The sequence below is a fragment of the Ideonella sp. A 288 genome, assembly GCF_002198735.1.
Classification (GTDB): Bacteria; Pseudomonadota; Gammaproteobacteria; order Burkholderiales; family Burkholderiaceae_C; genus Pseudaquabacterium.
This window is the reverse complement of the sequence record NZ_MWLO01000141.1, coordinates 70,557-88,010: the sequence shown is the minus strand read 5'-3', so window position 1 is coordinate 88,010 and position 17,454 is coordinate 70,557. Positions and strand designations below refer to the sequence as shown.

Genomic DNA, 17,454 nt, shown 5'->3' with positions numbered 1-17,454 from the left:
GGTGGCCGCGGAGAGTTTGTGCCCGAAATGACTCCCGACAAAGGCCCCGGCGAGAGAATCCCTCTCAGGAGATGCCGGAATGGAAAACGAACGCTTCGATCGCGCCACGCGCCTGATCCTGCAGGCCCTGCAGGTGGACGGCCAGCTCAGCACGCAGCAACTGGCCGACCGCGTGGGCCTGTCGGCCACGCCGGTGTGGCGGCGCGTGAAGGAACTGGAGGCCTCGGGCGTGATCCGCCGCCACGTGGCCCTGGCCGACCGCGAGAAGCTGGGCCTGTCGATCTGCGTGCTGGCCCATGTCTCGCTGGTGCACCACAGCGAGGGCGCGGTCGAACAGTTCGAGCGCATGGTGACGGCCAGCCCCGAGATCGTCGAGTGCCAGGCCATCACCGGCGAGGCCGACTACGTGATCAAGGTGGTGGCCCCCGACATGAAGGCCTACGACCAGTTCATGCAGGCCAACCTCTTCAAGCTGCCCGGCGTGGCCAGCGTGCGCAGCAACGTGGTGCTGCGAGAGGTGAAGTACGAGACGGCGTTGCCGGTGGGGTGACGGGCCGCGGGCGCGGGCGCCCGGGCCACGCACCCACCAACGGGCTCACGCCGCGAACGTGAACCGCGTCCCCGTCGACGAGCGGATGAACCGGTCCGGCATCTCCTGCTGCACCATCGAGATGAAGGTTTCGCCCGAGCAGTGCATCGGGATCAGGAAGTCGGGGTTGATGGCCTTCAGCTCGGCGAGTGTCTGCCGCTGGTAGTCGGCCGGGTGCGGCGCCAGGTGGAAGCCGCCCAGGATGGCGTGCACCTTGTCGACGCCGGTCACCTTCATCGCGGTGCGCACCGAGTTGACGATGCCGCGGTGGCCGCAGGAGGTCATCACCACCAGGCCGCGGCCCTTGACGTGGTAGACGGTGGCCTGCTCGTGCTCGAAGTCGTCGGGCGCTATCGCGATGCTGCGCTTGGCCTCGGGCAGGCCGGCCGGCGCGCAGCCCACGCCGCCGGACTGGCCCACGCTCATGCGGGTGGGCGACAGCACGCGCTCGAACGACGCGCGCGGGATCCAGCCGGTGGTCACGCCGTGGTCGGCCAGGATCGACGGCTTCTCGGCGAAGGTGACGGTGAGGCCGGCGTCCTGGATGGACTGGCGGTCGAGGGCGCCGAAGCTGCCGGGGTCGCCGGTGACGTTGAGCTCGCGCGTGCAGAAGCACTCTTCGCCGCCCAGGTAGAAGGGCAGGCCGGCCTTCAGCTTGCCTTTGTTGGCCTGCAGGAGGCCGACCATGCCGCCGAAGTGATCGTAGTGGCCGTGGCTGAGCGCCATCGCGTCCAGCTTGCCGGCGTCGATGCCGGCCAGCAGCAGGTTGTTGAGCAGCGTCTCCGACGTGTAGGCAAAGTCGATCAGCACCTGGCGCGTTTCGGCGCCGCGGGTGGATTCGAGGTGCAGCGCCAGGCCCCATTCGTTCTGCAGCGTGCGCTTGGGCGGCGTGCGCGGGGCCACCGCGAAGCCCAGCCGCTGCACCAGCACCGGGCCCTGCGTGCGCGGCGGCTCGAAGGCGTGGTGGTACGAATCGGTGACCACGCGCACCGCCAGCTTGTCGACCACCGGCACCGCGGCCGGCGAGGCCAGCGCCTGGGCCTGCGCGACACGGCTGCCGAACAGGCCGCCGGCGGCCAGCACGGCGATCGAGCCCGCGCCGGCGCGGAACAGCGCGCGCCGCGTGGGCTGGCCCAGGTAGTCGGATTCGGTGGGGTGGTCGTCGGGGGTGTTGAGGGTGGGCATCGCGGGTCTCCTCGGGGGCGCTTCGTCGAGCGCACGGGTGGGCCCGCATCGCATACCGTCACGGGCATGCGGCCGATTCTGCGGGGGGCCGGCTGCCGGGTCAATGACGCAACGGACCGTGCCACGCGCAGGCCTCGGTCAGTAGGTTTCTAGGTGCAGGCGACCCTCGCGCTTCAGCGCGGCGCCGACCGTGTCCCAATCGAGCCCGGCCTGGGTGGCCACGTCGCGCAGGGCCAGCACCACGCCTTCTTCCATCGCCTTCAGGCCGCACACGTAGAAGAACGCGTTGGAATCGGCCAGCAGCGCGGCCAGGTCGGCGGCGCGCTCGCGGATGGCGTCCTGCACGTAGCGCCTGGGCTGGCCCGGCGTGCGGCTGAAGGCGAAGTGGATGTCGATGAAGTCCTTGGGAAGGTTCTGCAGCGGGCCGAAGTAGGGCAGCTCTTCCTTCGTGCGGGCGCCGAAGAACAGCATCAGCTTGCCGCCCTCGAACTTGCCCGACGCGCGCAGCCGCCGGCGCCATTCGGTCATCGCCCGCATCGGCGCCGAGCCGGTGCCGGTGCAGATCATCACGATCGACGAGCGCGGGTGGTTCGGCATCAGGAAGCTGGTGCCGAAGGGGCCGATCACCTGCACCTTGTCGCCCACCAACAGGTCGCACATGAAGTTGCTGGCCACGCCGCGCACCGGCCGGCCCTGGTGGTCTTCCAGCACGCGCTTGATGGTGAGCGACAGGTTGTTGTAGCCGGGGCGCTCGCCGTTGCGCGGGCTGGCGATGCTGTACTGCCGAGCATGGTGCGGCCGGCCCGCCGCATCGGTGCCCGGCGGGATGACGCCGATGCTCTGGCCCTCGAGCACCGGGAAGGGCATGGTGCCGAAGTCCAGCATCACGTGGTGGGTGTCGTACTCCCTGCCCACCTCGGTGACGCGCACGTTGCCCACCACCGTGGCGGTGATGTGCTTCTCGGCCGCCTTCGGGCCGTAGAGGTTGGTGTAGGCGTGCGCGGCCGACCACGGCGGCAGCGTGGCGCCGTACTGGCCGGCGTTGAACGGCGCGGTGCCGGTGGGGTCGGCCACTGCCACGGTCTCCGCGGGCACTGCCGCGGGTTCGTCGACGGCCGCGCCGCCTTCGACGATCAGTTGGTCGGGCGACAGTTCGGCCGGCAGCTCGTCCCAGCCGAACTGCTCGTCGAGGCTGTAGGCCTTCAGGCGCAGCACCTTGCGGTAGTTGTCGATGCTGCCGGTGGGGCAGGGCGAGATGCAGTCGTTGCACCAGTTGCACTTGGTGGCGTCGACCACGTAGTTGCGCGCGTCGTGCGTGATCGCGCCCACCGGGCACATCGTCTCGCAGGTGTTGCAGCGGATGCAGATCTCGGGGTCGATCAGGTGCTGCTTGATGACGGCGCTGTCAGCGACGCCGGTGGCCGTGTCCATGGAGGTCTCCTCGCGAAAAGGGGGCCTTGCAGCCCCCCGTCACTCTAGCGGGGCGCAGGGCCCTCAAGCAAAACGGACGTACTCGAAGTCGACCGGCTGGCGGTTGATGCCCATGACCGGCGGCGCGATCCAGTTGGCGAACTTGCCCGGCTCGACGACGCGGCCCATCAGGCTGGCGACGAAGGCGCGGTCGCCACCGGACGGCAGCCAGGCGTCGACGTTGGCCTTCCATTCGGCGTCGCTGACCACGCGGCCGTCCGGCGACACCTTGGCGCCCGACAGCGAGCCGATGTTGCGGTGGAAGGCCTTGTGAGGCACCTTCAGGCGGAAGGGGATGCCGGCCTTCTCGATGACCTTGTTCCAGCGCTCGACGCCGCCGACCGAATCCTTGATGTAGTCGTCGCGCAGCACCTCGTTCAGCGCGTTGAGCATCGGCACCTCGCGCTCGACCAGCTGGCCGCCCACGACGTTGAGCACCTTGTAGGTCTGGCCCTTCAGCACGTGGTCGTCGACGCGCTTGCCTTCCTCGAAGCGGCCCTTCAGGCCGGTGGAGTAGAAGGTGGCGGCGTTGCTGGACTCGTCGGCGCCGAACAGGTCGATCGTCACGCTGAAGTGGAAGTTCAGGTAGCGCTGCAGCGTGGGCAGGTCGATCACGCCAGCGGCGCGCAGCGTGGCCGGGTCGTCGGTTTTCAGCTCGTTCATCGCGTTCACGGTGCGCTGGATGACGCGCGAGATGCCGCTCTCGCCGACGAACATGTGGTGCGCCTCTTCTGTCAGCATGAACTTGGTGGTGCGGGCCAGCGGGTCGAAGCTGCTCTCGGCCAGCGCGCACAGCTGGAACTTGCCGTCGCGGTCGGTGAAGTAGGTGAACATGAAGAAGCTCAGCCAGTCGGGCGTCTTCTCGTTGAAGGCCTGCAGGATGCGCGGGTTGTCTTCCTGGCCGCTGCGGCGCTCGAGCAGCGCCTCGCCCTCTTCGCGGCCGTCGCGGCCGAAGTACTTGTGCAGCAGGTACACCATGGCCCACAGGTGGCGGCCTTCCTCCACGTTCACCTGGAACAGGTTGCGCAGGTCGTACTGGCTGGGGCAGGTCAGGCCCAGGTGGCGCTGCTGCTCCACGCTGGCCGGCTCGGTGTCGCCTTGCGTGACGATGATGCGGCGCAGGTTGGCGCGGTATTCGCCGGGGATGTCCTGCCAGGCGTCTTCGCCCTTGTGGTCGCCGAAGTGGATCTTGCGGTCTTTCTCGGCCGGGTTCAGGAAGATGCCCCAGCGGTAGTCGGGCATCTTCACATGGCCGAACTGCGCCCAGCCCTGCGGGTCGACGCTGACGGCGGTGCGCAGGTAGACGTCGAAGTTCTGCGAGCCGTCCGGGCCCATGTCGTCCCACCACTGCAGGTAGTTGGGCTGCCACTGCTCGAGCGCGCGCTGCAGCGTGCGGTCTTCGCTGAGGTTGACGTTGTTGGGGATCTTGTCGGTGTAGTTGATGGTGCTCATGTTGTCTGCTCCGTATTCTGTTTAGACACGATTCCAGTCGAAGGCGGCTTTGTCGCCTTTTCCGTAGACTTTCAGGGCACCCTTTTCGCCGACGGCGTTGGGGCGCTGGAAGATCCAGTTCTGCCAGGCAGTCAGGCGGCCGAAGACGCGGGTGAACATGTTCTCGGGGCCGTTGAAGCGCAGGTTGGCCTCCATGCCGGTGAGCGCGTCGGGGCTCATCGAGACGCGCTCCTCGATGGCGATGCGGGTTTCGTCGGCCCAGTCGATGTCGTCGGGGTTGCTGGTGACCAGGCCCAGCGCGAAGGCGGCGTCGGCGTCCAGCGCCTGGCCGGCCTTGGCCCGCACCGCATCCAGCGCGGGGGCCTCGTCGTAGAAGCGGCGCTGCAGGCGGCTCTGGCCGGTGGCCATGGGGTAGAGGCCGAAGTTGGTGTCGCCCACCGTGATCTTCGGCGCCTTGGCCTCGTCGTCCGGCAGCGCCAGGTGGTAGCTGCGGTCGCAGGCCAGGGCCAGTTCGAGGAAGCTGCCCGCGAAGCACGAGCCGGCGTCGATCAGCGCAAACAGGCTGCGCGACGACACGTCGAGCCGGCTGAAGGTGCGGCGCAGCAGGCCGATGGTCTCGCGCACCAGCCAGTGGTTCTGGTGCGCCATCAGCGTGGCGTCCATGGCCATCACGGCGGCGGCGTCGCCGCGGGTTTGCAGCAGCCACAGGCCGATGTCGAGCTCGTTGGTGCGCATCTGCAGGATGGCGTCTTCCAGCTGGCGGGCCAGGGCCAGCGGGAACCAGGCGGCGCCGGCGGCCTGGATGCCGGCCAGGTCGGCGGGCTGGGCGCCGGCGGGCGCCGTCACGGTGAACACCGCGGTGCGCTTGGCGCGGTCGATCTCGACCGTGACGTGGTCGTAGCGCAGCGCGTCGGCGTCGATCGTGCAGCGCAGCGGGGTCAGCGCCACGCCCTGGCCGTCGGCTGGGCGATCGCTCTTGGCGGCCAACTCCAGCGCGCGTTCCTGTACTTTGGCCGCGAACTGCGCCGGCTTGGCGATGTCGTCGACCAGGCGCCAGTCCTTCGCCTTCTGGCCGCGCACGCCCTCGCTGGTGGTGCAGAAGATGTCGGCCAGGTCGTGGCGCACGTGACGCTTGTCGGTGACGCGGGTGAGGCCGCCGGTGCCGGGCAGAACGCCCAGCAGCGGCACCTCGGGCAGGCTGACGGCGCTGCTGCGGTCGTCCACCAGGATGATCTCGTCGCAGGCCAGGGCCAGCTCGTAGCCGCCGCCGGCGCAGGCGCCGTTGACCGCGGCCAGGAACTTCAGGCCGCTGTGGGCGGACGAGTCTTCGAAGCCGTTGCGGGTCTCGTTGGTGAACTTGCAGAAGTTCACCTTCCAGGCGTGGCTGCTGACGCCCAGCATGAAGATGTTGGCGCCCGAGCAGAACACCTTTTCCTTCGCGCTGGTGACGACCACGGTGCGCACCTCGGGGTGCTCGAAGCGGATGCGGTTGAGGGCATCGTTGAGCTCGATGTCCACGCCCAGGTCGTAGCTGTTGAGCTTGAGCTTGTAGCCGGGGCGCAGGCCGGCGTTCTCGTCGAAGTCGGCGGCCAGCGTGGCCACCGGGCCTTCGAACTTCAGCTTCCAGTGGTGGTATTGGTCGGGCGAGGTCTGGTAGTCGACGCGGGGGGCTTGGCTCACGGTGGTCTCCAGGAAAGACGATGCAGTCAGGTGCAGGTGTTGGTGGGATCGATGAGACGCATCATAGTGCATGTCAACGACATGGTCAACTGAAAGCTGCATTTAAATGCATGTTCCGTCAGGCGGGCAGCTCCAGCGCCGCCCTCACCAGGCTGCGCAGGGCGTCGAAGGTGGGTTGCAGCGGCTGGCGGCTGGTGTCGAGGGTGAACTCGGCCTTCGAATAGAAGGCGGCTCGGCCGGCCAGGATGGACTTCAGGTCATCCATGGCCTCGCGGCTGGCGGCCATCGGCCGCATGTCGCCCTGGGCGACGACGCGCTTCATGTGGTCCTCGGGGTCGGCCTGCAGCCACACCGTGGTGCAGTGGGCCAGCAGCAGGTTGAAGTTGGCCGGGTCCGAGACGATGCCGCCGGGCGTGGCGATCACCGCCTCGGGGTAGATCTGGATCGCTTCTTCCAGGGCGCGGCGCTCGTAGCGGCGATAGGCGCTCTGGCCATACAGGGCCTGGATCTCGGTGATGCTGCAGCCGGCGAACTTCTCGATCTCGCGGCTCAGTTCGACGAAGGTGAAGCCCAGGTCCTGCGCCAGCAGCGCGCCCAGCGTGCTCTTGCCGGCGCCGCGCAGGCCGATCAGCGCCACGCGCTCGCTGCGCTTGCGGGTGCCCGCGCCCAGCGTGGCGTTGGCGCCGCCGGTGCCCAGCAGCTCGCCCACCGCGACGCGCACGCGGCGCAGCGTGGGTTCGTCGCAATGCTCCAGCAGCTCGCGCAGCATCAGCCACTCGGGCGACGAGGTGGTGATGTCGCCGATGAGTTCGGCCAGCGAGCATTGCAGCGCCCGCGCCACCTGCAGCAGCACCAGGATCGAGGCGTTGCCGAGGCCGTATTCCAGGTTCGCCAGGTGCCGCTCCGACACATCGGCCGCGGCGGCCAGCGCCTTGCGCGTCATGCCGCGGCGGGCCCGCATCGCCCGGGCGCGTTCGCCCAGGGCCACCAGGAAGGGGTTCTTGGCCTCCTCGTCGCCGGCCTGGGGTGACTCGGCCTCGGTGGCCGTGCCGCCGCCGCTGACGCGGTCGAGCGCCTCGGCACTCAGTGGATTCCCTCGGGTATGCATTATAGTGCTTGACATGGTCATTGGGCGGCCCTAAAGTGCCGACACGCACAATACTGCATCTCCCTGCCCAAGGCAAGCGAGCCGCAGGCTGCACGGAGACGCCCCCCATGACCCCCGAACGCTTTCGCGCCCAACTGGCCGAACTGACCGCCGCGCTGGCCGGCAGGCCGCTGGACGCCGACCTGGACGCCTGGCTCAACCACGAACACGGCGCCGGCAGCGCCACCTTCGCGGCACTGACCGCCGCCTGCGAGGCCGGCACCCAGGCGGGCTGGCTGTGCAACCGCGAAGGTGGCGGCATCCGCTACGGCCGCATCTTCAAGCCGGCCGACGACCTGCACGGCTTCTCGGTCGACGTGGTGGACATGCAGGACATCGCGGGGCCGCACCATGTGCACCCGCAGGGCGAGATCGACCTGGTGATGCCGCAGGGCGGCGACGCCCGCTTCGACGGCCGACCCGCCGGCTGGGTGGTGATGCCGCCGGGCAGCGCCCACCGCCCCACCGTCACCGGCGGCCGCGCCCTGGTGCTGTACCTCTTGCCGCAGGGCGCGATCGAGTTCACAAAGTAAGGCCGGCGGCTGCTGCCTTCGGCCCGTCGCCTTCAGGAGACACCCCATGACCCCCGTCGCCACCACGGATGTCGCCCCGCCGGGCGAACTCTTCAACTTCGCCCAGCACCTGCTGTCGCTGAACGTCGACCGCGCGGCCAAGGCCGCCTTCGTCGACGACCTCGGCACGCTGACCTACGGCAGCCTGGCCGACCGCGTGCGGCGCATGGCCACCGGCCTGCGGTCGCTGGGCCTGAAGCGCGAAGAGCGCGTGCTGCTGCTGATGCTCGATGGCAACGACTGGCCGGTGGCCTTCCTCGGTGCGATGTACGCCGGCCTGGTGCCGGTGGCGGTGAACACGCTGCTCACGGCCGACGACTACGCCTACATGCTGGAGCACAGCCGCGCCCAGGCGGTGCTGGTGTCGGGTGCGCTGCTGCCGGTGCTGACCGGCGCGCTGATCAAGTCCGACCACGAGGTGGGCAAGGTCGTGGTCTCGCGCCCGGCGGCGCCGCTGCACCCGGCCGAGGTGGAACTGGAGGCCTTCCTCGACGCGCATGCGCCGATGGCCAAGCCGGCCCCCACGGGCGCCGACGATCCCGGCTTCTGGCTCTACTCGTCGGGTTCCACGGGCCGGCCCAAGGGCACCGTGCACTCGCACGCCAATCCGTACTGGACGGCCGAGCTGTACGGCCGCCGCGTGCTCGAGCTGCGCGAGGACGATGTCTGCTTCTCCGCCGCCAAGCTGTTCTTCGCCTACGGCCTGGGCAATGCGCTGACGTTCCCGATGAGCGTGGGCGCGACGACGCTGCTGATGGGCGAGCGGCCCACGCCCGACGCGGTGTTCAAGCGCTGGCTGGGGGGCGTGGGCGACGTCAAGCCGACGGTCTTCTACGGCGCGCCCACCGGCTTCGCCGGCATGCTGGCGCACCCGCAGCTGCCGGCCCGCGACGCCGTGTCGCTGCGCCTGGTGTCGTCCGCCGGCGAGGCGCTGCCGGCCGAGCTGGGCGAGCGCTTCAAGCGCCATTTCGGCGTCGACATCGTCGACGGCATCGGCTCGACCGAGATGCTGCACATCTTCCTGTCGAACACGCCCACGCGGGTGCGCTACGGCACCACCGGCTGGCCGGTGCCGGGCTACGAGATCGAGCTGCGTGGCGACGACGGCGCGCCGGTGCCCGACGGCGAGCCGGGCGACCTGTACATCCACGGGCCGTCGTCCGCGATGATGTACTGGGGCAACCGGGCCAAGACGCGCGACACCTTCCAGGGCGGCTGGACCAAGAGCGGCGACAAGTACGTGCGCAATGCCGACGGCAGCTACACCTATGGCGGCCGCAGCGACGACATGCTCAAGGTCAGCGGCATCTACGTCAGCCCCTTCGAGGTGGAGGCCACGCTGGTGCAGCATGCCGCGGTGCTGGAGGCCGCGGTGATCGGCGTGGTCGATGCCGAGGGCCTGACCAAGACCAAGGCCTTCGTCGTGCTCAAGGACGGCGCCCAGGCCACCGAGGCCGAGCTGAAGGCCTTCGTCAAGGACAAGCTGGCGCCCTACAAGTACCCGCGGCACATCGCCTTCGTCACCGAGCTGCCGAAGACGGCCACCGGCAAGATCCAGCGCTTCAAGCTGCGCGAGCTCGAGCGGTCGTGACCCCTGGCTTCGTCGACATCGACTGGGCCGGGCGGCCCGTGCGCCTCGAGCACCAGTGGCTCGACGCGCACCGCGCCGGCGCGCCGCTGATCATCTTCCTGCACGAGGGCCTGGGCTCGCTGGCGATGTGGCGCGACTTCCCCGCGCAACTGTGCCGCGCCGCCGGTGCGCGCGGGCTGGTCTACTCGCGGCCCGGCTACGGACGGTCCACCCCGCGCGCGGCCGAGGAGGCCTGGGACCTGGACTTCATGCACCGCCAGGCGCACGAGGTGCTGCCGGCGCTGCTGGCGGCCCTGGGCGTGGACACGGCGGTCGACCGGCCCTGGCTGTTCGGCCACAGCGACGGCGGCTCGATCGCGCTGCTGCACGCGGCGCGGTACGCCGACCGCGTGCGCGGGGCCATCGTCGTCGCACCGCACATCGTGGTCGAGGACCTGTCGGTGGCCAGCATCGAGCAGGCGCGCCGGGCCTACGAAGACACCGACCTGCGCCAGCGCCTGGCCCGATACCACGACGACCCGGATTCGGCCTTCTGGGGCTGGAACCGCATCTGGCTGCACCCACCGTTCCGGCAGTGGTCGATCGAGGCCGAGATCGCCGCCATCGCCTGCCCGCTGCTGGCCGTGCAGGGGGTGGACGACGAGTACGGCACCCTGGAGCAAATCCGGGGCATCGCGCGCCGGGTGCCGCACACACAATTGCTGGAACTGCCCGCCTGCGGCCACTCACCGCACCGCGACCAGCCCGACGCCCTCATCGCCGCCGTCACGGCCTTCCTGACACGACACGGAGACTCCGCATGAACCTCTTCCGCACCACCCTGCTCGCCGCTGCTGCCGCCACCGCGGTGCTGGCCACCCCGATGGCGATGGCCCAGGGCGCCAAGCTCAAGGTCGGCCTGATGCTGCCCTACACCGGCACCTTCGCGGCGCTGGGCGTGGCCATCGAGAACGGCTTCCGGCTGTACGTGCAGGAGCAGGGCGGCAAGCTCGGCGGCCGCGAGATCGAGTTCGTCAAGGTCGACGACGAGAGCGACCCCAGCAAGGCCACCGACAACGTCAACAAGCTGGTCAAGCGCGACAACGTCGACGTGATCGTCGGCACCGTGCACAGCGGCGTGGCCATGGCGATGGCCAAGGTGGCCAAGGACACCGGCACGCTGCTGATCGTGCCCAACGCCGGCGCCGACGCGGTGACCGGCCCCATGTGCGCGCCCAACATCTTCCGCTCGAGCTTCAGCAACTGGCAGCCCGGCTTTGCGATGGGCGAAGTGGTGGCCAAGAAGGGCCACAAGAAGGTCGTCACCATCACCTGGAAGTACGCGGCCGGCGACGAGTCGGTGAAGGGCTTCAAGGAAGCGCTCGAGAAGGGCGGTGGCCAGGTCGTCAAGGAGCTGAGCCTGCCGTTCCCGGGCGTGGAGTTCCAGGCGCTGCTCACCGAGATCGCCGCGGCCAAGCCCGATGCGGTGTACACCTTCTTTGCCGGTGGCGGCGCGGTCAAGTTCGTCAAGGACTATGCCGCGGCGGGCCTGAAGAAGAGCATCCCGCTGTACGGCGCCGGCTTCCTGACCGACGGCACGCTGGAGGCCCAGGGTGCCGACGCCGATGGCCTGTTCACCACGCTGCACTACGGCGACAGCCTGGGCACGCCGCGCGACAGCAGCTTCCGCCTGGCCTATGCCAAGAGCTACAAGCTGCAGCCCGACGTGTACGCCGTGCAGGGCTACGACGCGGCGCAGATCCTGGGCACGGGCCTGGCTGCGGTGAAGGGCGACGTCAGCAAGAAGGCCGAGTTCGCCGCCGCGGTGCAGAAGGCGAAGATCGACAGCCCGCGCGGACCGTTCACCCTGTCGAAGGCGCACAACCCGGTGCAGGACATCTACCTGCGGCAGGTGGTGGGCAAGGAGAACAAGGTGGTGGGCATCGCCTCCAAGGGCCTGACCGACCCGGCCCGCAACTGCCGGATGTGACGCATCTCCCTGCTGCGCGCCCCGATCTCAGGCCTGCGGTGCTCGCCGTACGGGTGTACGGCTGTGCTCCTCGACCTGACCTCGGGGCGCTCGCGACGGGACCTGCGCCACATCCGATTTCAGCTGGACCTCAGTGATCGAACCTGCACGGCTGCGTTGACCTGCCCATGGACCTTGCCACCTTCCTGATCCAGTGCCTGAACTCGCTGCAGTACGGGCTGCTGCTGTTCCTGGTGGCGTCGGGGCTGACGCTGATCTTCGGGATCATGGGCGTCATCAACCTGGCGCACGGCAGCTTCTACATGATCGGCGCGTACATGGCGTTCGCGCTGGCGCCGGTGGTGGAGCGCACGTTCGGCGGCGGCTTCTTCGCGACGCTGGCGGTGGGCGTGGTGCTGGCCGTGCTGCTGGGCTATGTGCTGGAGTGGGTGTTCTTCAGCTTCCTCTACGAGCGCGAGCACCTGCAGCAGGTGCTGATGACCTACGGGCTGATCCTGGTGTTCGAGGAACTGCGCAGCCTGCTGGTCGGCGACGACGTGCACGGGGTGCAGCCACCGCCGCTGCTGGCCGGCACGCTGCCGCTGGGCGAGTTGATGACCTACCCGGTGTACCGGCTGTTCGTCAGCGGCGTGTGCCTGGCGCTGGCGGCGGGCATGTGGTTCGTCTTCACGCGCACGCGGCTGGGCATGATGATCCGCGCCGGCAGCACCAACCGCGAGATGGTGCAGAGCCTGGGCATCGACATCAAGTTCCTCTACCGGGTGGTCTTCGCGGCCGGCGTGGCCATCGCGGTGCTGGCCGGCATGGTGGCGGCACCGGTGTCCAGCGTGTACCCGGGCATGGGCAACTCGGTGCTGATCATCTGCTTCGTGGTGGTGGTGATCGGCGGCATCGGCTCGATCCGCGGCGCATTGCTGGCGGCCCTGCTGATCGGCGCGGTCGACACCTTCGGCAAGGTGCTGCTGCCGCAGGCCGCCGGCGTGCTGGTGTACGTGCTGATGGCGCTGATCCTGCTGTGGAAGCCGGACGGCCTGTTCAAGGCGGGATGATGACGCTCGACCGTTCCAAGGCCGCCTTCGTGATCGTCGCCTTCGCCGCGCTGGCGCTGTGGCCGCTGGTGTCCGGCGCCTATGGCGTCGACCTGGTCACCAAGATCATGGTCTACGCCATCTTCGCGCTCAGCCTCGAATTGCTGGTCGGCACCACCGGTCTGGTGTGCTTCGGCCAGGCGGCCTTCTTCGGCATCGGCGCCTATGCCACCGTGCTGCTGTCGCCGGCCTCGGATGCCCCCGGCCTGCTCTGGCTGCTGCCGGCCTGCGTGCTGGCGGCCGCGGCCTATGCGCTGGCGGTGGGGGCGCTGTCGCTGCGCACCAAGGGCGTGTACTTCATCATGGTGACGCTGGCCTTTGCGCAGATGGCCTACTACGTGGTGCACGACACGCCACTGGGCGGCGGCACCGACGGCATCTACCTGACGGCCAAGCCGGTGCTCGGCACCTGGGTCGACCTCGACAAGCCGGTGGTGCTGTACGGCTTCACGCTGGCCTGCCTGGTGGCGGTGTTCGGCTTCCTGGCGCTGCTGCTGCGCTCGCCCTTCGGCCGCGCGCTGGCCGGCATCCGCGTCAACGAGCAGCGCATGCGGGCCACCGGCTTTTCCACCTACCCGTACAAGCTGGCGGCCTTCACCGTGTCGGGCGGCATCGCCGGGCTCGCGGGTTTCCTGTTTGCCGTGAAAGATGGATTCGTCAACCCCGAACTGATGAGCTGGCACCTCAGCGGCGCCGTGCTGATCATGATCATCCTGGGCGGCCTGGGGCACCTGCGTGGCGCGCTGATCGGTGCCTTCGCCTTCGCGCTGCTGCAGGAGTTCTTCAAGTCCGAGGCGGTGTTCGGTGCCTTCGCCAAGCACTGGCACCTGGGCCTGGGCCTGACCATCATCGCCAGCGTGGCCCTGCTGCCGCGCGGCCTGGTGGGGCTGCCCGGCCAGTGGCGCGACCGGCTGACCGGGTCATTGAGCGGGCGATCGGGCAGCGACCGCCGCGCCGAATCCACGGAGGCCACGCATGGGCCCGTCTGAGGTATTGCTGCGCGGCCGTGAACTCACGCGCCGCTGGGGCGGCCTGGTGGCCGTCAACCAGGTGTCGCTCGAAGTGGCCCGCGGCGACGTGCATGCGGTCATCGGCACCAACGGGGCCGGCAAGTCGACGTTGATCAACCTGCTGTCGGGCGAGATCCCGCCGTCGAGCGGCAGCGTCGACCTGCTCGGCCACGACGTCACCGGGTGGACGCAACCGCGCCGCGCGCGCGCCGGCCTGGGCCGCAGCTACCAGCGCAACACCATCTACCCGAGCTTCAGCGTGCTGGAGAACTGCCGCCTGGCCGCGCAGGCGCGGCAGCAGCAGGCCTGGGCCTGGTGGCGCGACGCCGCGCGCATCGCGCCGACGGTGGCCGCCGCGCGCGATGCCGCGGCGCGCGCCGGCCTGTCCGACCTGCTCGACCGCTCGGCCGGCCTCCTCAGCCACGGCCAGAAGCGGCAGCTCGAGATCGCGATGTGCCTGGCCACCGCGCCCCAGGTGCTGCTGCTCGACGAGCCGCTGGCCGGCATGGGCGCCGAGGAGACCGAGCGCATGCTGGCGCTGCTGGCCGAGCTGAAAGCCGCGCACGCCATCCTGCTGGTCGAGCACGACATGGACGCCGTGTTCCGCATCGCCGACCGCATCACCGTGATGGTCAACGGCGCCGTCATCGCCTCGGGCACGCCGGCCGAAGTGCGCAGCAATGCCGAGGTGCAGATGGCCTACCTCGGCGACACCGCCGCCTTCGGAGGCCACTGATGGCCGCCGAAGCCATCGTCGAGGCCCGCGGACTGCACGCCTGGTACGGCAGCAGCCACGTGCTGCACGGCGTCGACCTGGACATCGCCCGTGGCGAGACCGTCGGCCTGCTGGGCCGCAACGGCATGGGCAAGAGCACGCTGATCCGCACGCTGCTGGGCCACGTCACCGAGCGCGACGGCCGCATCACGCTGTTCGGCCAGGACGCGTCGCGCGCCCGGCCGCACGAGGTGGCCCGGCTGGGTGTCGCCTACGTGCCCGAAGGCCGCGGCATATTTCCCAATCTGAGCGTCCGGGAGAACCTGGTGATGGCCTCGCGCCTCGGCCGTGACGGCCGTGGCGACTGGTCCTTCGACAAGGTGATGCAGACCTTCCCCCGCCTGTCCGAGCGGCTGGGCAACCTGGGCAGCCAGTTGTCGGGTGGCGAGCAGCAGATGCTGTCGATCGGCCGCGCGCTGATGACCCACCCTGAACTGATCATCCTGGACGAGGCCACCGAAGGCCTGGCGCCGCTGATCGTGGCCGAGATCTGGCGCGTCATCGGCGAGATCCGCGCCAGCGGCATCGCCACGCTGATCGTCGACCGCGACTACCGCAAGGTGCTGGCCCGCAGCGACCGCGCCATCGTGCTGCAGAAGGGCCAGGCGGTGCTGCAGGGCGCCGCGGACGAGGTGGCCGACAGCCCGGCGCTGGCCAGCTTCCTGGGCGTGTGAGCGGCCGGGCGCCGGTCCGGCGTCAGCGCCGGAAGGCGCCGTTGGGGCCGATGATCGACAGGTCGGAGTAGTCCAGCCCGGTGTGGTCGGTGGGGCTGAACGACACCTCGAGACCGCCGATGTCGACGCGCTTGAAGGTTTCCAGCGCGGCCCTGATGCGGTCGCGCGTGGGGTCCTTGCCGGCACGCCGCAGTGCCTCGACCATCACCTTCGCCGCGGCGAAGCCTTCCAGCATCGCCGGCGTCACCTCGCCCTTGGCCTTGGTGGCCGCCAGCAGGTCGGCCAGTTCCTTCACGATGGGGGCGGACATCGAGCGCTCGTAGGGGAACACCTGGCTGACCACCGTGCCACGGGCGTTGTCCTTCAGTGCCTTGACGAAGCCGGACGAGGCATTGTTCGACAGCGTGACGATCTGGGCCCGTGAACCCGCGTCGCGCAGTGCCGCCACGCCATCGGAGACATGCGTGCCCGCGCCGATGAAGATCACGGCCTGGGCATCCGACTCGATGATCTTCGGCACCACCGGGGCGAAGTCGGGCTTGCTGCGGTCGTACTTGATGTGCACGCGCGGCGTCTTGCCCACCGCGGCGAAGCCTTTCAACGCCCCGGCGGCACCATCGTCGCCGAAGGCATCGCTGGACTGCAGCAGGACGATGCGCTCGACGCCGATCAGGCTGAGGTGGCGCACCGCGCGCTCGGCCTCCTTCTGGTAGGTGGCGCGCACGTTGAACACCCAGGGATGCACCGGCTCGTGCAGCAGCATGGCGCCGGTGGACGGCGCGATCAACGGGATGCGGTGCTCGGTGAGCAGCGGCAGGATGGCCTGGGTCTGCGGCGTGCCGCGGTTGAAGAACAGCGCCACCACGCCCTGGTCGATCAGCGTCTTGGCGTTCTGGGCGGCCAGCGTGGCGTCGAACTTGTCGTCCAGCGACACCAGCTCGATGCGCTGCCCCAGCACGCCGCCGCGGGAATTGACCTGGTCGATGTACAGCTTGGCACCGTCGGTGCCTTCCTTGACCCCAGAGGCCACCGGGCCCGTGAAGCTGGAGGTCTGGCCGATCTTGATCTGGCCAAAGGCCGACGCGGCCAGCAGGCACAGCATCGCGAACGCGGTGGCGGGCCGCAGTGGGCTCTTCTTCATCTTGTCTCCACGGGCGCGCTCGGGAGAACGCTGCCCCAACGATCGGCAATTGTCGCCTCGCCCCTTTGCGTCGATGCCGTCGAGGACACCCCTCAGTCGGGGGTAGGGACTTGCCGACGCTGCGGTGCCCGCCGTCCCGTCGGGCCGCCGAGAGCGGGTTGTGCAAGGCGGGCATCGCCGCCCGGCGGACTGTCGGCGACCTTTACATCCTGCGGTCGCGCAGCCTTGGCCCATCCTTCGGGATGGGTGCGAAAGTGCCTTTGAATCAACGGCTTGGCGTCAGGCCATTGCATGTGGCGTGGAAATTGCACCCACTGCAATCAATGCGACCAACGTGGTCGCGTGATCCGATCGGAGCCTTCATGCATCTCGTGCCATCTGTCCGTCGCACCGTCGCGGCCTTTCTGCTGGGCGCGTTGGCCCTTGTCTCGGCCCACGCCGCCCCGACCCCGATCGTGCCGCCGCCGGCGCTGGTGGACGGCTTCAAGGTCGAGTGGGCGCAGGTGGATGCGTCGCCGCACTCGATCGCTGACGCGGTCAACGCGCTCAACGGCGCGGGCGGTTTCAACGTGCTGAACCGCGCCACGCAGTTCATGGATTTCGTCGATCTGCAGGACGCTGACGTGCCGTTCGCTGGCGCCGACCCGCTCTTCGCCGTGCGCGTGTCGGGCTTCATCACGCTTGCGGCGGGGCGCTACAGCTTCCTGTCGTTCCACGACGACGGCCTGCGGCTCACCGTGGGCGGTGACGAGGTGATCACCTTCAACACCGACACGGCCAACGTGCAGACCGATTCGGCCTTCTTCGACCTGGCCGCCGGGGTGTACGAGTACGAAGCCATCAGCTGGGAGCAGGGCGGCGCGTTCAACCTGCAGTTGGGCATCGACTTCAACGGCGCCCGGGATTTCGTGCTCGGCAGCCGCGCTGCCGTGGTGCCCGAGCCCGCCTCGCTGGGCCTGGCGGCCTTCGGTCTCCTCGCCGCCGGCCTGGCCGGACGGCGTCGCGCCACGCGGGCCGCCTGAGGCCACTGCCGGCCGTCGGGCCGGCTTGACCTGAAGTTCAACATCGCCCGTTGCCGCTGTCGTGGCAACGGGCGATGTCACGTCCGGGT

The 17,454-nt window shown here is 69.4% G+C and carries 16 protein-coding genes; 10 read left to right on the top strand and 6 right to left on the bottom strand.

Translation table 11 applies throughout. The annotated features are described in order from the left end of the window. Positions 1-79 precede the first annotated feature (79 nt). Positions 80-550: an Lrp/AsnC family transcriptional regulator gene (locus EOINJALH_RS22685; protein ID WP_088284382.1), complete on the top strand. Its 471-nt coding sequence runs from the start codon at positions 80-82 to the stop codon at positions 548-550. Positions 551-595: 45 nt separating this feature from the next. On the opposite strand, the gene EOINJALH_RS22680 is transcribed toward EOINJALH_RS22685, so the two are convergent. From EOINJALH_RS22680 to EOINJALH_RS22660, 5 genes are all read right to left on the bottom strand, one after another. Next, positions 596-1,774: an MBL fold metallo-hydrolase gene (locus EOINJALH_RS22680; protein WP_088284380.1), complete on the bottom strand. Its 1,179-nt coding sequence runs from the start codon at positions 1,772-1,774 to the stop codon at positions 596-598. 138 nt (positions 1,775-1,912) lie between these two features. Continuing rightward, on the bottom strand, positions 1,913-3,205 hold the full coding sequence (gene boxA / locus EOINJALH_RS22675; protein ID WP_088284378.1) for a benzoyl-CoA 2,3-epoxidase subunit BoxA: 1,293 nt from the start codon (positions 3,203-3,205) through the stop codon (positions 1,913-1,915). A gap of 63 nt (positions 3,206-3,268) precedes the next feature. Further along, positions 3,269-4,696, bottom strand: coding sequence for a benzoyl-CoA 2,3-epoxidase subunit BoxB (boxB, locus tag EOINJALH_RS22670; protein ID WP_088284376.1), 1,428 nt, complete (start codon positions 4,694-4,696; stop codon positions 3,269-3,271). Between the two features lie 21 nt (positions 4,697-4,717). Beyond that, positions 4,718-6,376, bottom strand: coding sequence for a 2,3-epoxybenzoyl-CoA dihydrolase (gene boxC / locus EOINJALH_RS22665; protein WP_088284506.1), 1,659 nt, complete (start codon positions 6,374-6,376; stop codon positions 4,718-4,720). 118 nt (positions 6,377-6,494) lie between these two features. Next, entirely contained in the window at positions 6,495-7,499 is a 1,005-nt protein-coding gene (locus EOINJALH_RS22660; protein WP_088284504.1) for a helix-turn-helix transcriptional regulator, read from the bottom strand. 92 nt (positions 7,500-7,591) lie between these two features. Here EOINJALH_RS22660 and EOINJALH_RS22655 point away from each other — a divergent pair, with 92 nt between their 5' ends. The 8 genes from EOINJALH_RS22655 to EOINJALH_RS22620 all read left to right on the top strand — a co-directional run bounded on the left by EOINJALH_RS22655 (position 7,592) and on the right by EOINJALH_RS22620 (position 15,202). Further along, on the top strand, positions 7,592-8,056 hold the full coding sequence (locus EOINJALH_RS22655; RefSeq protein ID WP_088284374.1) for a DUF4863 family protein: 465 nt from the start codon (positions 7,592-7,594) through the stop codon (positions 8,054-8,056). Between the two features lie 46 nt (positions 8,057-8,102). Further along, positions 8,103-9,686 (top strand): benzoate-CoA ligase family protein, encoded by a 1,584-nt coding sequence (locus EOINJALH_RS22650; RefSeq protein ID WP_088284372.1) that lies wholly within the window; start codon positions 8,103-8,105, stop codon positions 9,684-9,686. Further along, on the top strand, positions 9,683-10,489 hold the full coding sequence (locus EOINJALH_RS22645; protein ID WP_088284370.1) for an alpha/beta fold hydrolase: 807 nt from the start codon (positions 9,683-9,685) through the stop codon (positions 10,487-10,489). The genes EOINJALH_RS22650 and EOINJALH_RS22645 overlap by 4 nt, the downstream gene beginning before the upstream one ends. After that, entirely contained in the window at positions 10,486-11,655 is a 1,170-nt protein-coding gene (locus tag EOINJALH_RS22640; RefSeq protein ID WP_088284368.1) for an ABC transporter substrate-binding protein, read from the top strand. The genes EOINJALH_RS22645 and EOINJALH_RS22640 overlap by 4 nt, the downstream gene beginning before the upstream one ends. A gap of 167 nt (positions 11,656-11,822) precedes the next feature. Continuing rightward, a complete protein-coding gene (locus EOINJALH_RS22635; protein WP_088284366.1) occupies positions 11,823-12,704 on the top strand; it encodes a branched-chain amino acid ABC transporter permease in 882 nt (293 codons plus the stop codon). Next, on the top strand, positions 12,704-13,732 hold the full coding sequence (locus EOINJALH_RS22630) for a branched-chain amino acid ABC transporter permease (protein ID WP_404872789.1): 1,029 nt from the start codon (positions 12,704-12,706) through the stop codon (positions 13,730-13,732). Before EOINJALH_RS22635 ends, EOINJALH_RS22630 begins: the two co-directional genes overlap by 1 nt. Beyond that, on the top strand, positions 13,719-14,489 hold the full coding sequence (locus tag EOINJALH_RS22625; RefSeq protein ID WP_088284362.1) for an ABC transporter ATP-binding protein: 771 nt from the start codon (positions 13,719-13,721) through the stop codon (positions 14,487-14,489). Before EOINJALH_RS22630 ends, EOINJALH_RS22625 begins: the two co-directional genes overlap by 14 nt. Beyond that, positions 14,489-15,202 carry an ABC transporter ATP-binding protein gene (locus tag EOINJALH_RS22620; RefSeq protein WP_088284360.1) on the top strand — a complete coding sequence of 238 codons (714 nt, stop codon included), beginning with the start codon at positions 14,489-14,491 and terminating at the stop codon, positions 15,200-15,202. The genes EOINJALH_RS22625 and EOINJALH_RS22620 overlap by 1 nt, the downstream gene beginning before the upstream one ends. Positions 15,203-15,224: 22 nt before the next feature. Here EOINJALH_RS22620 and EOINJALH_RS22615 read toward each other — a convergent pair whose 3' ends face one another. Beyond that, positions 15,225-16,343, bottom strand: coding sequence for an ABC transporter substrate-binding protein (locus EOINJALH_RS22615; protein WP_088284358.1), 1,119 nt, complete (start codon positions 16,341-16,343; stop codon positions 15,225-15,227). A gap of 362 nt (positions 16,344-16,705) precedes the next feature. On the opposite strand from EOINJALH_RS22615, the gene EOINJALH_RS22610 reads away from it, so the two are divergent. Then, positions 16,706-17,365 (top strand): PEP-CTERM sorting domain-containing protein, encoded by a 660-nt coding sequence (locus EOINJALH_RS22610; protein ID WP_088284356.1) that lies wholly within the window; start codon positions 16,706-16,708, stop codon positions 17,363-17,365. Positions 17,366-17,454 lie beyond the last annotated feature (89 nt).

Excerpts from the sequence above, each read along its gene's own strand:
- EOINJALH_RS22640 (WP_088284368.1), top strand. The coding sequence starts at position 10,486 with ATGAACCTCTTCCGCACCACCCTGCTCGCCGCTGCTGCCGCCACCGCG.
- EOINJALH_RS22615 (WP_088284358.1), bottom strand. The coding sequence starts at position 16,343 with ATGAAGAAGAGCCCACTGCGGCCCGCCACCGCGTTCGCGATGCTGTGC.
- EOINJALH_RS22680 (WP_088284380.1), bottom strand. The coding sequence starts at position 1,774 with ATGCCCACCCTCAACACCCCCGACGACCACCCCACCGAATCCGACTAC.
- EOINJALH_RS22610 (WP_088284356.1), top strand. The coding sequence starts at position 16,706 with ATGCATCTCGTGCCATCTGTCCGTCGCACCGTCGCGGCCTTTCTGCTG.
- EOINJALH_RS22660 (WP_088284504.1), bottom strand. The coding sequence starts at position 7,499 with ATGTCAAGCACTATAATGCATACCCGAGGGAATCCACTGAGTGCCGAG.
- EOINJALH_RS22620 (WP_088284360.1), top strand. The coding sequence starts at position 14,489 with ATGGCCGCCGAAGCCATCGTCGAGGCCCGCGGACTGCACGCCTGGTAC.
- EOINJALH_RS22655 (WP_088284374.1), top strand. The coding sequence starts at position 7,592 with ATGACCCCCGAACGCTTTCGCGCCCAACTGGCCGAACTGACCGCCGCG.
- EOINJALH_RS22635 (WP_088284366.1), top strand. The coding sequence starts at position 11,823 with ATGGACCTTGCCACCTTCCTGATCCAGTGCCTGAACTCGCTGCAGTAC.
- EOINJALH_RS22630 (WP_404872789.1), top strand. The coding sequence starts at position 12,704 with ATGACGCTCGACCGTTCCAAGGCCGCCTTCGTGATCGTCGCCTTCGCC.
- EOINJALH_RS22625 (WP_088284362.1), top strand. The coding sequence starts at position 13,719 with ATGGGCCCGTCTGAGGTATTGCTGCGCGGCCGTGAACTCACGCGCCGC.
- boxA (WP_088284378.1), bottom strand. The coding sequence starts at position 3,205 with ATGGACACGGCCACCGGCGTCGCTGACAGCGCCGTCATCAAGCAGCAC.
- EOINJALH_RS22650 (WP_088284372.1), top strand. The coding sequence starts at position 8,103 with ATGACCCCCGTCGCCACCACGGATGTCGCCCCGCCGGGCGAACTCTTC.
- boxB (WP_088284376.1), bottom strand. The coding sequence starts at position 4,696 with ATGAGCACCATCAACTACACCGACAAGATCCCCAACAACGTCAACCTC.
- EOINJALH_RS22685 (WP_088284382.1), top strand. The coding sequence starts at position 80 with ATGGAAAACGAACGCTTCGATCGCGCCACGCGCCTGATCCTGCAGGCC.